The sequence below is a fragment of the Providencia sp. UF-183 genome, assembly GCF_058246155.1.
The window spans coordinates 196,099-209,883 of the sequence record NZ_JBSICD010000002.1; the positions used below are offsets into that span (position 1 = coordinate 196,099).

Annotated in this window: 13 protein-coding genes; 5 read left to right on the top strand and 8 right to left on the bottom strand. The window is 36.4% G+C overall.

Annotated elements, in window-relative coordinates:
* Positions 1 to 6 precede the first annotated feature (6 nt).
* Positions 7 to 606: an FMN-dependent NADH-azoreductase gene (locus AC4IFT_RS02345; protein WP_490732553.1), complete on the top strand. Its 600-nt coding sequence runs from the start codon at positions 7 to 9 to the stop codon at positions 604 to 606.
* A 64-nt stretch (positions 607 to 670) separates the two neighbouring features.
* Here the strand turns inward: AC4IFT_RS02345 and AC4IFT_RS02350 are convergent, their stop codons facing one another.
* From AC4IFT_RS02350 to AC4IFT_RS02360, 3 genes are read right to left on the bottom strand one after another with little or no spacing between them, the layout of a single operon-like run.
* Positions 671 to 1,000, bottom strand: coding sequence for a YdbL family probable chaperone protein (locus AC4IFT_RS02350; protein ID WP_490750531.1), 330 nt, complete (start codon positions 998 to 1,000; stop codon positions 671 to 673).
* On the bottom strand, positions 997 to 1,224 hold the full coding sequence (locus AC4IFT_RS02355; RefSeq protein WP_219248296.1) for a YnbE family lipoprotein: 228 nt from the start codon (positions 1,222 to 1,224) through the stop codon (positions 997 to 999). The genes AC4IFT_RS02350 and AC4IFT_RS02355 overlap by 4 nt, the downstream gene beginning before the upstream one ends.
* A complete protein-coding gene (locus AC4IFT_RS02360) occupies positions 1,221 to 3,821 on the bottom strand; it encodes a YdbH family protein (protein ID WP_490750532.1) in 2,601 nt (866 codons plus the stop codon). The genes AC4IFT_RS02355 and AC4IFT_RS02360 overlap by 4 nt, the downstream gene beginning before the upstream one ends.
* A 232-nt stretch (positions 3,822 to 4,053) precedes the next feature.
* Between AC4IFT_RS02360 and AC4IFT_RS02365 the strand changes: the two genes are divergently transcribed.
* Positions 4,054 to 5,052 (top strand): 2-hydroxyacid dehydrogenase, encoded by a 999-nt coding sequence (locus AC4IFT_RS02365; protein ID WP_490732547.1) that lies wholly within the window; start codon positions 4,054 to 4,056, stop codon positions 5,050 to 5,052.
* Positions 5,053 to 5,064: 12 nt separating this feature from the next.
* Positions 5,065 to 5,505, top strand: a complete 441-nt coding sequence (locus AC4IFT_RS02370; RefSeq protein ID WP_490750534.1) for an META domain-containing protein — start codon at positions 5,065 to 5,067, stop codon at positions 5,503 to 5,505.
* A gap of 81 nt (positions 5,506 to 5,586) precedes the next feature.
* Here the strand turns inward: AC4IFT_RS02370 and grxB are convergent, their stop codons facing one another.
* A complete protein-coding gene (gene grxB / locus AC4IFT_RS02375; RefSeq protein WP_490732543.1) occupies positions 5,587 to 6,225 on the bottom strand; it encodes a glutaredoxin 2 in 639 nt (212 codons plus the stop codon).
* A 175-nt stretch (positions 6,226 to 6,400) separates the two neighbouring features.
* On the opposite strand from grxB, the gene AC4IFT_RS02380 reads away from it, so the two are divergent.
* Both AC4IFT_RS02380 and AC4IFT_RS02385 read left to right on the top strand, forming a co-directional pair.
* Positions 6,401 to 7,000, top strand: coding sequence for a DJ-1/PfpI family protein (locus AC4IFT_RS02380; RefSeq protein WP_490732541.1), 600 nt, complete (start codon positions 6,401 to 6,403; stop codon positions 6,998 to 7,000).
* Positions 7,001 to 7,505: 505 nt separating this feature from the next.
* The gene (locus tag AC4IFT_RS02385) at positions 7,506 to 7,817 is read left to right on the top strand and encodes a helix-turn-helix domain-containing protein (protein WP_490732539.1); all 312 of its coding nucleotides are present in this window, start codon (positions 7,506 to 7,508) and stop codon (positions 7,815 to 7,817) included.
* 207 nt (positions 7,818 to 8,024) lie between these two features.
* Here AC4IFT_RS02385 and AC4IFT_RS02390 read toward each other — a convergent pair whose 3' ends face one another.
* From AC4IFT_RS02390 to AC4IFT_RS02405, 4 genes are all read right to left on the bottom strand, one after another.
* Entirely contained in the window at positions 8,025 to 9,017 is a 993-nt protein-coding gene (locus tag AC4IFT_RS02390) for a fimbrial protein (RefSeq protein ID WP_490732537.1), read from the bottom strand.
* Positions 9,008 to 11,488 (bottom strand): fimbria/pilus outer membrane usher protein, encoded by a 2,481-nt coding sequence (locus AC4IFT_RS02395; protein ID WP_490750535.1) that lies wholly within the window; start codon positions 11,486 to 11,488, stop codon positions 9,008 to 9,010. Before AC4IFT_RS02395 ends, AC4IFT_RS02390 begins: the two co-directional genes overlap by 10 nt.
* A gap of 9 nt (positions 11,489 to 11,497) precedes the next feature.
* Positions 11,498 to 12,199, bottom strand: a complete 702-nt coding sequence (locus AC4IFT_RS02400) for a fimbrial biogenesis chaperone (RefSeq protein ID WP_490732533.1) — start codon at positions 12,197 to 12,199, stop codon at positions 11,498 to 11,500.
* Between the two features lie 97 nt (positions 12,200 to 12,296).
* Positions 12,297 to 12,872, bottom strand: coding sequence for a fimbrial protein (locus AC4IFT_RS02405; protein ID WP_490732531.1), 576 nt, complete (start codon positions 12,870 to 12,872; stop codon positions 12,297 to 12,299).
* Positions 12,873 to 13,785 lie beyond the last annotated feature (913 nt).

The window sequence follows — 13,785 nt, forward strand, 5'->3', positions numbered from 1 at the left end:
ACTACAATGAGTAACGTATTACTATTGAAATCAAGTATTCTGGCAGACTACTCTCAAAGCAATAAAATGGCCGATTACTTTATTCAACAATGGCAAGAAAAGAACCCTGAGGACGCAGTGACTGTTCGAGATCTCGTCAATGAGCCGATCCCTGCCATTGATGGTGAAATTTTAGCAGCTTTTGGCCCTAGTGACACGAAAACTGAGCAACAACAAGCACATTTAGACCTGTCTAATACATTAATTGAAGAAATAAAAGCACACGATGTCATTGTCATTGCTGCGCCAATGTACAACTTTACGATTTCTTCACACTTAAAGCATTACTTTGATTTTATTGCCAGATCAGGCCATACCTTTAAGTATACCGAACAAGGTTCTGTCGGTTTGCTGGAAAATAAACGTGCATTTGTTTTAACAAGCCGTGGTGGAATATATAAAGACACTCCAGCAGATACCATGGTGCCTTATATGACTTTATTTTTAAATTTCCTGGGCATTAAGGATGTTGAATTTATTTTTGCTGAAGGTACCGCTTTAGGCACTGATTCAGTAGAAAAAGCTCACGAACAAGCTCAACTACATATTGATAAGCTTGTTGACTAAATCAATCATCAAAACAACCTAAGCTACCTTTGTTATACTTTGCGCACTTTCCTAGTGCGCATTTTTATTTTTTCTTAAGCCATTGGCCATTAATACCTCGAACATATTCCCCTTCGCTCGCCCTCTCAACTAATTTTTGCCCTGCAATTCGAGCAACGTCATTCGTTTTAAGGTTATTTTTAGACGCAATTTCGCTGTATTTCTTTTCACGTTCGCGATTAATTTGTTCTGCTAATTTAACAGCTTCCGCATTATTCGCTTTTACCACTGCTAAATAGCCTGATAACGTTTCACCCACCATGCCCTTTTCTTTTGCTTCATCCACCGTAAGTGCAAATGCAGAAAACACACTTAATAATGAGCATAACGTTAATGCTTTTATTATTCGGTTCATTTATCGCTGACCTCCCCGAATAAATCACTATTCTCTTTAAGCAACTCTTCAACTTGCCTATCGGCTTTTATTTGTATTTCATGCTCTATTTTCACATTCATATTAATATTAATTGGCTTATCAGGAGTAGCGACTTCCACCCGTAAACACGCCACTAATAAAAAGGCCATGATAATCACTGCACTTGCTTTTAATGTACCCACGTTATTCCTTAGAACCTTCATAGATTCTTTTCTAGCCATTCTTCTAAAGAACTACCGAATCGTAAACTACGCCACAACTGAAAGATATTTTCTTCATGTTGATAGTTTAAATGCACTTCGCGCTTTTTCTTTTCTTGGGCATTGAATCCTTCCAAAATCGTTTTCATGGTCAGCTGCCCTAAATTGGTGATATTCACATCAGTACGGCTACGCTTTATTTCTAAGTACTGTAACCAACCAATGGCTGAGCCGGCTGAAATATTATCTTTCTGAATAGATTCCACAAATTGGGTATCTAATCTCAATGTCAGAGGCCCGCTATTTTCCAACCAACCCTGTCTTACTATCCACTCAGGATTATTTAAATAAAATGGCAACTCACCATTTACTTTGCCTGAAACGGCGAATTGCGATACTTTTAGTATGGTAAATAATTGACTTAGTTCAATTTGATGTAACCTAATAGTTGATGCATCTTTTTGTGGCCAACGCAATAAGTCCATTGAAACATCGCCACCCAACATTTTAAACCCGACATTTGATAAGTTTAGTGGGGTCGAATCTGTTGGAGGATATGTCCCCTCTAAATCAGCGCGAATGTCTGTTAATTCAAACAAATTGTTGAGCTTTTTTACCCGCAATTCAACGGGCGTTTTTTCGCCAAAAGTCCAGGTACTTTGCTTTAAACGCCACGGCAATACAAAATCCAAACCCGATAACTCACCATCCTTTAGCCAAAGACTGGTGTTTTCAACACGCCAATGCCCACCAGCGATAAACCCATCTTCTGGGGTCATTGAAAATGCTGCCTGCGAGAATAATTTACCTTGCCTTAGCTCGAGCCCAAGATCAGCAGGTATCAACGTTTGAAAAGCTGTCACAGACTGTTCAGGCCAACGGGCTTCTCCCCGAAGTCTCTCGCCATCCCAACGCCCAAAAACAACGATGGGGCCCACGTCTTTTGTGCTTAAATCGCCTTTTAATTGAAATTCAGCTGGCGACTTTCCTTTAATATCCATGTTAACTGTTATTTTAGGCAAATAACTTTCGGTACCAAATTGCATTCGATTACTGGTTAATTGCAATGCACCATTAAAACTAGCTTTTGTCCTATCTCTTTGCCACTGCAATGGTTTTGTGAGTTTTAAACGAGGGGCACTCATCGATAACAAACCATATTTAATTTGGTCGAAGCCTGTTGTCAGGTTATTTAAGGTAATTAATGTGTCTTGCCAACTACCATTGCCCTTAATATCCCAACGTGCAGCTAATGATGGTAATTTAGCGCTCCCCCAGTAATTCCAGAACCATTTGCCATTATCAAGGGTAAATTTATTGGCTTTACCATCAAGGTGGATATCAAAGTCCCCCCAGTATTGCTCTTGCACTTTTAATATTGCTTGCAACCTGCCGGATATTCCCTCTTCGCTTAATGATGTTCCCGCTAAAGGTAACCTGATTTCTTTTAACACCATTGTTGGCGATGCTCGTCCATAAGCTCTCAATAATGAGCCAGATAAAAAAGAAACTTTAGGCGATATTAATTGCCCTGAAATTTTTGCTGGCAAGTTAATATCAAGTACCATATCGTCATATTTAACTTGTCCGTTTAGCCTAAAATTGACATCAGTATTTAATAAATCGAGATGCGTTTCTGGTAATGTTAAAACGATATTTCCTTTACCTTTCTTCGCTTGGGTTAGCATATTCAAGCGGCCAGAAAAGGCCATATCCCCTAAGGGTTGATTCCAATTTTCAATTTGAAAGCTGATACCACCTTCGACTGGGATCCCCGCCTCATCCCATTGCCACTGTCCTTGTGAAACGGTAAACATTGATGCAGATAATGCCCATGGAAGATTAAGTAACGTTTTTTGCGTACCTGTGTCGGTGACAATTAATGCACCTTTGTCACCCTGCCACGCTAATTTTGCTTCTAGATACTTCTCGGGGTTGAATAATTTGAAGTTTGCTGCCAACGCCCCTTTTTGTGGTAACTCGCTTGCAATGAGTGGTAATTGAACATCACCCGTTAATGTTATTGTTTGCTGTTGTTCTGGTAAGAATGCAGAAAATTCACTGATTACCAGCTGTTTATCTTTAGTAATTAACGAGGATAACCTTAGGTTATCGCCTCTAAACTCAAACTGTAGAGGCGTATTTTGATCTGTACGGCGTAACCAAATACTTCCCTGATAGTCATTCCACGGCTGAATATTTATATTATTTATCACCAACGAAAATAGCGGGATATTATCTATCAGCTCAGCAATATTCAGTGGTTCACTTGAATTATCTTGCTCAGTTTCAAGTGCGCTCACACATTCGGTAGAGACATTCGCATTATCAATGTTCAAATGAAGCGGGAAAAAGGAAAGACGTGCATCACTTAATTCAACAAGTTTGCAATTTTTTGCAGTTAAACTGAGCAGTGAAATATGCAATTGCCCGTCACTAATTCGAGGGTCTGAGAATGATAACTGGAGTGGTTTTGGTAGATAATGAAAAGCGACGACAGGTAGCCAGCGAGCAATCGTTATCCATAATACAGCTAACAGAACAGCACTTCCTCCAATAAACCAGAGTAATACTTTGCCTGCTCTTTTAAATACCTGCATTAACTGCGCCCTTGTTTGATTAGCTTCATACCATTATTGTTCAATTTTAATTCAATTTACCCATTAACCCGTTGCCTAAAAAGCATAAACCATAATTAGATGTGAACAGATACCTATTTTCTTAATTTCTAGGTGATTTACAAACTTAATTGTCTTATTCTGGGTTTATCTTTTGTAGGTACACTATTTTACCTACTCTTTTTATTGGTTCCTAAAAATTGGAGTCTCCGCGATGAAAATTGTTTCTTATAGTACCAAACAGTATGACCGTAAGCATATGGAGCAAGTTAATCAAGGTTCAGAATTTAATTTTAGTATTGAATACTTTGACTTTCCATTAACCGTTCAGACCGCAAAAAATGCTGTTGGCGCAGACGCTGTTTGTATCTTTGTTAATGATGAAGCGAATCGTGCAGTTTTAGAAGAACTTGCGGCATTAAATATTCACATTTTAGCCTTACGTTGTGCTGGGTTTAATAATGTTGATCTTGAAGCGGCAAAAGAATTAGGCATCCAGGTTGTTCGAGTTCCTGCATACTCACCAGAAGCCGTTGCTGAACATGCTGTTGGAATGATGTTATGTCTCAACCGTAGGATCCACAGAGCTTACCAACGTACCCGAGATGCAAACTTCTCACTTGAAGGCTTAACGGGTTTTAACATGCATAATCGTACCGCTGGGATCATTGGAACAGGCAAAATTGGGCAAGCCACTTTGCGCATATTAAAAGGTTTTGGAATGCGCTTACTTGCTCATGACCCTTACCCTAATCAAGCGGTTTTAGACTTAGGTGCAGAGTATGTCGACTTAGATACATTATATAAACAATCTGATGTTATCTCACTCCATTGCCCTCTTACACCTGAAAATCATCATTTACTTGATGAAGGCGCTTTTAATAAAATGAAAAAAGGCGTCATGATCATCAATACCAGCCGGGGAGCATTAGTTGACTCTGTTGCTGCAATCAATGCATTGAAATCCCAGAAAATAGGTTCTCTCGGTATGGATGTTTATGAAAATGAGCGAGATTTATTTTTTGAAGATAAGTCTAATGATGTTATTCAAGATGATGTTTTCCGCCGTCTCTCCTCTTGCCATAATGTTTTATTTACTGGCCATCAAGCATTTTTAACTGAAGAGGCGCTAACCAGTATTAGCCAAACAACTCTCAATAATATTGCTCAAGTAAGTCGTGGTGAAGCCTGCCCTAACACTGTTAATGCATAATTGGACGTTAGAATGATGAAGCGTTTAATTCCACTGACAATTTTGGGGTTATTATTAGCCGCGTGCCAAACACACCAAGTTGATGCAAAAAATGATGACCGCAATGTTGAAAATGCCCTAATCCACCATCGTTTTGTTTTAACAGAGGTTGATGGGAAAGCAATAAAAAATAAACAAACTGTGCCATATATCTCGTTTGGCGAAAAAATGTTTGTTTCTGCCTCAATGTGCAACGATTTTAATGGGTTAGGCAATATAAATAACGCCAAAATTACCGTTAAAAACTTAAGTAAGACTGAGCTTGAATGTGTTGATGAGGATTTATCTAAATGGGATACGATGTTAAAGCGCATGCTTACAGAGGGCGCAACAATTAATTTAAAAAACAACCAACTGGTTTTAATTCAAGGGCATTACAAGTTAGTGTATTCCCTTCGCGATTACGCCAATTAACTTAATATTCTCAATGCAAAACCGTACACATTAATGTGGTTTAAAATGTGTACGGTTTTATCGGCAAGCATTCGTTCGATTCTACTTTGCCTTATCAAACAACAAGCCAACTTTCGTTATATCCGACATTTTATCCATATAATTATGAATATTGCTACTAAACGCTAAACCAGCAACAATACTCAGGCTACGTAGCGTAGGAAATATATAAAAATCATTTATATCAATAACCTCTTTACGGTTTTCTAGCCAGACATCTAGTAATGACAGTTGAGGAGCAAGCTCGACCAGTAATGTATGCGTTTCTTTTCGAAACTCAGCAAGGTCGCCATAGGATTTCGATGTTCTCTCAATATATGCCGCTCTTGCTTCATTTGTGCTTATTTCAGGAAAATCAGTTTCGACAAAACGAGGTGTCACTAATTTATAAACGACACTAGAGACGGCTTTAGACCACGTTTCAATTTGTGATGATAAAGCACCTGCTGCGTATTTTATTTCGCTTTTTTGATCAATGTAATGCACGATATCTAAGCTTTCGGGTAAATAGCTACCATCTTCCTTTTCCAAAATGGGTAGCATTTTCTTACCAATCATTCTAATGGGTGTTTCATAGTCATTATCCAACAGAACAATGTTTTCTACTGCAATGTTTTTTAATCCAAAAATCATTCTTGCTCTAACACAAAATGGGCAGTGGTCATAAATATACAGTTTCATTTTTCACCTCACAGATAGTGATAAGCGCTCGAAGAACCTAATAATAGTATATGTTAATCCGCATATTTTGTGATTGATTTTTGTCTGAGGCATATTCGTATTAGTGCACAAAATCCCAATCGAAAAGATAAGATTATGGCAAAATAATCATTTTTGAAATGAGAATTTAATCGCCATGCCCATAACTAATATTGCTATTATTCTGTTTGATCAGTTTGAAACACTTGATGTAATGGGGCCTGTTGAAGTCTTTGGCCGATTAGAGCACTGTCAGATAGATTTTATTTCACCTAATGGCGGGGCGATGACAAGCTCTCAAGGCGTTACCCTCAATACTCGTGCGGTGCCCGTTCCTGTCTACCAACATATTTTAATCCCTGGAGGCCAAGGAACCCGCCCTCTTTCGATGGATGCGAATTATATCCAATGGGTAAAAGCCCAGTTTGAATTTGCGGATACAGCTATTTCGGTCTGTACTGGGGCTGCTTTATTGGCAAAGACTGCGTTATTAAATGGGGTTCAAGCAACGACGAATAAACTGGCATATGACTGGGTTACCTCCTTAAATCAATCAGTTTTATGGCAACCGTCAGCACGCTGGGTGCATGATGGTAAGTTTTATACATCATCAGGCATTAGTGCTGGTATTGATATGTCTTTGCAGATCGTCAGCGACTTTTATGGTATCGAAATAGCTAAAAACATTGCCTTAAGGATGGAATATTTATGGAATCAAAATCCTAGTAATGATCCCTTTGCAAAAAACATCATATAAGATGTTTTTTAGGTTTTAATATTCTGCCTTGGCTAACATTTATTAAATTATGCTATTTACTAATCAATATAATCAATCTTTAATTATCTAAACCAGACACTAATGATCATGTTATTAACAATGAATTATCCATGCATTAACCTATTTTAATAAAAGGTAATTTAATGCATTTAAAAAACATCATAATACATTGATTTTAATTAACTAATTAAAAATGATTTCATATTGAAACATTCATTTTTAATTATAAATATAATGACTTGATATCATTGATATGATTATTTTTATTGATTATATTAACAATAAAAATTAAAAATTCAGTTTTAATTCCAATCCTTATCCCACACAAAAAATAATGATATTAGTTATTTTATTATAAATAGAGGTTTTCATCATAATTATGCACATTAAAACTTTTAAACCGCTTTATTTTTTAATATACTACTCTCGTAATAGTTGACTAAAAATCAAATAATAACCCTTCACAAAAAATCGAGGATGTCATATGGACATTCATACAATTATTGGTCTTAAAATAAAAAACCGGAGAAAAGAGTTAGGTCTTTCAGGTGCGAATTTAGCTGATAAACTACACTTAAGCCAACAGCAAATATCACGTTATGAAAATGGAATTAATAAAATACCTCTTAATCATTTAGTTGATATTGCTGAAGCACTAAATTGCCCTATCGAATGGTTTTTTCAAGATTGTGTAAGTTCATCAAAAATCAAAAAAAATGAACTAGATCGTGAAATAAATAAAGAGCTAGTATATGCTGCTGAAAGTATTATCATCTCATCTAAAGAGTATTCTTAATAAAATCCTGTCATCGAATTCTTTTGTATAAATCAAAAAAAATAACATAGGCACTAAAGTCTATGTTATTTTTCAACTGTTAAAATATAAATTAGGAGATTATCAGAACATAAAATTATAGAAATGACGTTCAACGATAAAAACCAATATTCACTCTTGAGTTAATATCACTTAAATATCTAATTTCCCTATCCAGTTTTATGTTTATTAGTCATAGGTAATATCAAAGCGCATCTTTGCATACACTTCACCGGGCGTCGTTACTTCATCATGTTGAAAATAACGAGCCAAATAATTTAACTCTATATCTTTATCTTTATTATTGGTGAGCTTAGCAACAATATATTTAGTTTTGCCATTAAAATTAATAGGACTTCTATCATTACGATTAACAACTTGAATTCCTATTCCTTTCGCTGCATTTTTTGGGCTTTCATTCGCGAGAACACCATTAACTTGTGTCGTTGTAGCTTTAGATCCTGAAAATACTAAATTAACATTCGCTTGTCCTGAAAGACTAACTCCACCATTACACCTTAAACGAATTGAAAAAGGAGTTTCATTCGCCCAAGTATCACGTCCTGTTAATTGCGTTCTTTTAATTGGATCAAGATTAACATTTTGATTAACACCACTGGTTATTTGGCATGATGGTGAAACAACCGTAATTGCATTAGCACTTAAATATGTTCTCAAAAAAGCAGGGGGGGCTCGCCTATCTCCATACGTCGTATAAATTCCACTTGCGACTGTACCTGATCCTGTTATCGGTGCTGTTTTAACTAGTGTTAAAGTAAATTTAGAACTTGCAAACGAGTAATTATTGTTCCTTGGTGTCACAAATGTATGTGGGTAAGTCATTGATATTTCACCACCTCGATGAAACTTCATACCTATACCTTCGACGTTTGTTTGATAAATATTATCACGCCAAAGCTTTAACCCATTCATTGCGATTTCAGCTTCGATTTTGGTATCTTTCTCGCAATATGCAATACGACCACCGCCAGAGTTTAATGTCCAAGTTTCTTCTTTAATGACATCACCAACTTTCAGGTCTGGGCTTACAACCACCCTCCCCATATCCATATCAAGCTCATAGACATAATTACTTAAACGAGTGCATTTTGCTGAAACAATACTTGAAGTTAAAAGCACCCCAACTCCAATATACCAACGCCAGTATTTTGTTATTGACATAATTTTTCCTTACTTTCCCCAGCGTCTATTACAAATCTACATTCACCTTTATCCCACTTAATAATGCCGATATTTGTTTCGACATTGCTGATAAAGACTGTACCACCTTGCCCAACAACACCGATGGAATCACCTTGTTGATTGGTCACATTAGCCCCAAATGGCAACGGTTTGTTGTCAGCTCTGACGACGTTGTATACCGCATTCTTCTCAACTTTAGTGCCAAAAATGACTTTAACTACACTTCCATCATAAGGAACAACTTGCATTGATGTGTTTTCAAACACAATATCTTCTGGACTACCTTTAGGGTCAATTTCAACACTATTAATACGATATGGGCGAACATAAGGGGCAACTGCGTAACCATTTCCATCAACTGAGGTTCCTTGTGCACCAACAATAGAAGCCCCTTTAGCACCTTTTGCTTCAACCAATGCAATTGTCGCAGAGCTGTTCGGCGTCAATGTTACCCCTCCAGAATGAACGACTACTGAACCATTCGCTCCTAAACCGTATTGGCGGTATCCTTGACCCTGGCTGTAATTAAAGTTCGTATTTACAGCAGGAGTGCGGTACCCCGTGTTTAAGCCAAAATTATGCTCTACTCCATTGGCTACAGAAGTATTAACCCCATAAGTCCAATTATTATCTTTATCAACTGTACCACTTGCTCCGACCTGACCTGAACCAAACTTCTCATTATTAAAGTTAGTGAACGCAGAAATTGTCGTGCTTTGGCTTTCCCCAAAATAGAATGGGATATTCAGATTTAAGCTAATTCTGTCATCTTTCTGATTATTATTTTCTTTATAAACTCTGACAAAAGAGAGGCCATAAGACAGACGTTCATAATTATTGTTATAATTTAATTGATATTGTTTTTCAGTGCCTGACTTATCCCAGTAACTTGAAACTCGCCCAGTAAAATAAATACCACCATAGCCTTCAGGTAGGTTTTGATTAATCGTGTAACTAAAACCATTTTTTTCACGACCTAAATACTGTTCTAGACCGCGTTTATCATTATCTAGGGCATAAAGGCCATTACTGACACTGTAATAATCCTTTGTTGAATACCGATAAGCCGCTAAAACTAAGTTTGTATCCGTTTGCATAAACAACCGGCTAAATGTTATTCGATAGCTTTGCCCATTTTTAGTTTCATTTTTTAATGCAGTACGTGACTGAGTAATATCAGCAGCTAAAGCACCAATCCCCGTATTCACACCAGAACCAATCAAATAAGCTTGATAGTCATCAAACGCGGTAACTCCACCATATAATGAAAACATATTATTCAAACCATGCTGTATTGTTCCTTGCACGATGAATGGGCGGTTTTTTAAACCTTCCGAATCAGCCTTACCGCCTGCAATTTGATATCGACTAAAACCAGGCCGTAATAATTGTGCAAGTGAAGTGTACGGCACACTAAAATTAGTTTCACTGCCATCCGCTTCTTTTACAGTGACATTCAGATCGTTACCATACCCTGATGGATAAACATCATTGAGTATAAAAGGACCTGGTGACACCGTTGTTTGATATATAACGTTATCATTTTGCTTAATGGTCACAAGGGCATTGCTTTGAGCAATACCTCGAATTTCTGGTGCATAGGTTGTCATCCCATCAGGATACATATTATCATCGGTCGCAATCTTAGCCCCACGCAAGCTAATGCTATCAAATAGGTCACCATCTGTATAAAATTGCCCAGCAGTTGCTTTCGACTTTAATGTCGCAATAGGTCTTTGCAAATAAGTCTGATTGCTAGTCCAATTAGTCCCGTTAGCACGTTGCCAACTCAAGTTTCCTGTATGTTTAATTAGCCAACCGTCATAACTAAACCCTGCATTTACACCCAAAAAAGCAGTCGATTGATTTTGCCCTTGCGCGCCACTGGTGTGGCTATCATAGTAGTTTGCCACATAGCCAAAATTGAGCGCAGGAATACCTGTTTCCCAAAATTGAGGTGAAACGTAACCTCTTGATTGTTTTTGCTCATAAATTTGTGGAACAGAAATATTTAATCGCAATGTAGAAGATAAAAAAGTATCCGAAATATCTTTATCGCTGTTCCATTGATTTAGCGGTAAACAATCATCATTATCTTTCTTCATTTGAGGATTTAGCTTTTCAGTATCGACGCCAAATTCTGACAACATTTTCGCGGTATAACAAACACCTAGTTGACCACCTTCGCGTTCTTTAAAGTCAAGCTCATAACGCCCTTTCCAATTATTATTGGTGTAAACATCTACTGAATAGGCGCCTGGGCTAATTCCATAGCTATTAAAACGTTGTAAATCAACATCATCCTTGCTACCAATAATAAAGCCAGTATTGAATTCATAATCAGCATCCTCTTTTGCTGAGGCTGAAGATATCCCCCCCATGCAGCAAGCAAGAAGACACGTTACAGAGAGTGTATTACTAATTTTAATTTTTAACTCTCGCTGTTTCATTTCGAGTTCCTATTTAACAGTAGTCTTTACCGCAATATCTGAACCATAATCATTTATGTTATTAATAACGATATTATTGCCTGCTTTAACTGCCTGTTTTAGCATCACAATAGACTGGCTCTTTGGTTCTAATAAAATAGTTTTATCATTTAGCGCCACATCGCCATTCACTGATACTTTTGTAACAGTAATAAAATAGGGGGATGGATTTTCAATGATGATATTTTTTCCATTTGACTTAACAATCAGTTCCTCTGCGGCAAGTTCTCGGCTACTCAAACCCGTTGGACGATAAAAGAACTTAAATCTTGAACGAATTGCGAGTTGCAAAACATTTTGGACCTCTCCATTTTTCCCTTTAACCATTGGCGGAATATCTAGAATATTAAGCCACCATAGGCTTTCTCTATCTTGAGGAATACTGCCTTTATCCATTAATTTAATTCGAATATTTTGTCCACCCTTAGCTTCAATGCGCGAGATAGGTGGCGTAATTTGAAAGGGTGTTTTAATCGTATCTGGTGTTTCTGAGGCATCACCAGTATCAAGCCAAGCTTGTGCTACCGCAGGTCGATCAGCTGTATTCGTTAATTGCACGGTAATTTCTTTTTCATTCCCAGGATAAATAAATCGCGTGCCATTCACGATGATATTATTTGCAAACGAACTCATACTGAAAATGAAGCAGAATAAAAATAGAGTTGCTTTCATTTTTTCCTCAAAAGATAAAAGCGGTACTGATTCTACCGCTTACAATAAGAATATTATTTAAATATCAAACGCATATTTAACTAAAATATATCAATAATTAGTTGTAAGTGATTTGGTATGTTGCGTAGCTTTTTACTTCACCCGCAGTGACATCAGCAGGTTTGCTAGTAATATAACCAACATAGTATTCGAAACGTGAACCATTAGTGATTGCAGTAACTAATTCAGATTTTTGTTGATTCTCGCCATTAGGAACGATAAATTTTTTCGTATCATCTGCAGATAAGATAAACTGGATGTTTTGTGCACCAGTAGAATTTGTGTTAGCTAAATAACCTAATTTTTCGCTACCACTTAATAAGTTACCGCCAGTCCATACCACACCAATTTTGTCATCTTTTGCATTGGCCGCTGAACAGTTAGTTACATCGATAACGAAAGATTTTGGTTTCAGTAATTTACCAGCACCTCCTGTTTTAACTTCTTCTAATGAAACAGGTGCTAAATAGACGTTTGCATCGCTACCTTGACCATCGATAGAAACATTACAAGAAACATCCGTAACTTTACCGTTAAAAGTCACTTGGCCACCGCCAACCTTTGTGTCAGCTGCATTAGCAGTTGATAAGCCGATGATTGTTGTTGCGATAGCAGTCAGTAGTACTTTCTTCATTTTCATTTCCTAATATGAGATTTTTATTTTTACGCTTACAGAACTCATTAAGTTTTTGTTTTATTTAGTGGTAAAAAATGAAAACAAAAATCCTATCGTATAATGAATATACGAATACTCAGGCTTATGTTTCATTCCGAAACCTTCTGCAATAATGCAAATAAATATATTTCTTAATTAGTCCTACTTAGAATTCATAATCATATGCTCTATATGATTTCGCAGAGAGGATACATAATAACTTAAATTTTATTAAATCGTTTTTATCATCGCATATCAAAATATTTGATAGACGACACCTATTAAAAATGATCTATTGATTGAGTTATCTGATGTGTTATTTTCGCTGATTTACACGTAAAAAGTTCAATTTTTAGATATAAAAGTGATTTATTATAATTTTATAGTGAATTACATAATTTATTTTGATTTGCATGGGTTTTTATAAAATGTGTTTTTTTGGTTTTAATGAACAAAAAAGACATTTGACTTACATTTAGATACTTTTAGTCGCAAAATAACAACCAAACACTTCATATTTCCAGTAGTGAATACACTAATACACATAAGAAATATTTATGTATTTTTTAACCAAAAGTAAGTGACTTACCTGCAATTAAAGAAATGATAATAGCGAATTATTATGCTTACCCCCGACAAAACACACATAACGAGTATTCAGGGTTGTTTATATTAATAATTGGCTTTATACAGGAAAGTGGGAGGGATTTATAAGTTATGGGGTGATTTAAATCTGATTTATTGCAAATAAGAAAATATAAGTGAATATTGAAAACAAAATAATTGAGAAAACCATAATAAAATCGCAATAAAATGCTTTATTCATTCAATCACACAAACGAGCAAATTACCTAAATAAGAGTATCAGTAATAGAAGCAATGTAAAAAAAAA

Bases quoted from the DNA above. Each gene is read 5' to 3' on its own strand.
- AC4IFT_RS02400 (WP_490732533.1), bottom strand. From the start codon at position 12,199: ATGAAAGCAACTCTATTTTTATTCTGCTTCATTTTCAGTATGAGTTCG.
- AC4IFT_RS02380 (WP_490732541.1), top strand. From the start codon at position 6,401: ATGCCCATAACTAATATTGCTATTATTCTGTTTGATCAGTTTGAAACA.
- AC4IFT_RS02360 (WP_490750532.1), bottom strand. From the start codon at position 3,821: ATGCAGGTATTTAAAAGAGCAGGCAAAGTATTACTCTGGTTTATTGGA.
- AC4IFT_RS02365 (WP_490732547.1), top strand. From the start codon at position 4,054: ATGAAAATTGTTTCTTATAGTACCAAACAGTATGACCGTAAGCATATG.
- AC4IFT_RS02370 (WP_490750534.1), top strand. From the start codon at position 5,065: ATGATGAAGCGTTTAATTCCACTGACAATTTTGGGGTTATTATTAGCC.
- AC4IFT_RS02350 (WP_490750531.1), bottom strand. From the start codon at position 1,000: ATGAACCGAATAATAAAAGCATTAACGTTATGCTCATTATTAAGTGTG.
- AC4IFT_RS02355 (WP_219248296.1), bottom strand. From the start codon at position 1,224: ATGAAGGTTCTAAGGAATAACGTGGGTACATTAAAAGCAAGTGCAGTG.
- AC4IFT_RS02390 (WP_490732537.1), bottom strand. From the start codon at position 9,017: ATGTCAATAACAAAATACTGGCGTTGGTATATTGGAGTTGGGGTGCTT.
- grxB (WP_490732543.1), bottom strand. From the start codon at position 6,225: ATGAAACTGTATATTTATGACCACTGCCCATTTTGTGTTAGAGCAAGA.
- AC4IFT_RS02405 (WP_490732531.1), bottom strand. From the start codon at position 12,872: ATGAAGAAAGTACTACTGACTGCTATCGCAACAACAATCATCGGCTTA.
- AC4IFT_RS02395 (WP_490750535.1), bottom strand. From the start codon at position 11,488: ATGAAACAGCGAGAGTTAAAAATTAAAATTAGTAATACACTCTCTGTA.
- AC4IFT_RS02385 (WP_490732539.1), top strand. From the start codon at position 7,506: ATGGACATTCATACAATTATTGGTCTTAAAATAAAAAACCGGAGAAAA.
- AC4IFT_RS02345 (WP_490732553.1), top strand. From the start codon at position 7: ATGAGTAACGTATTACTATTGAAATCAAGTATTCTGGCAGACTACTCT.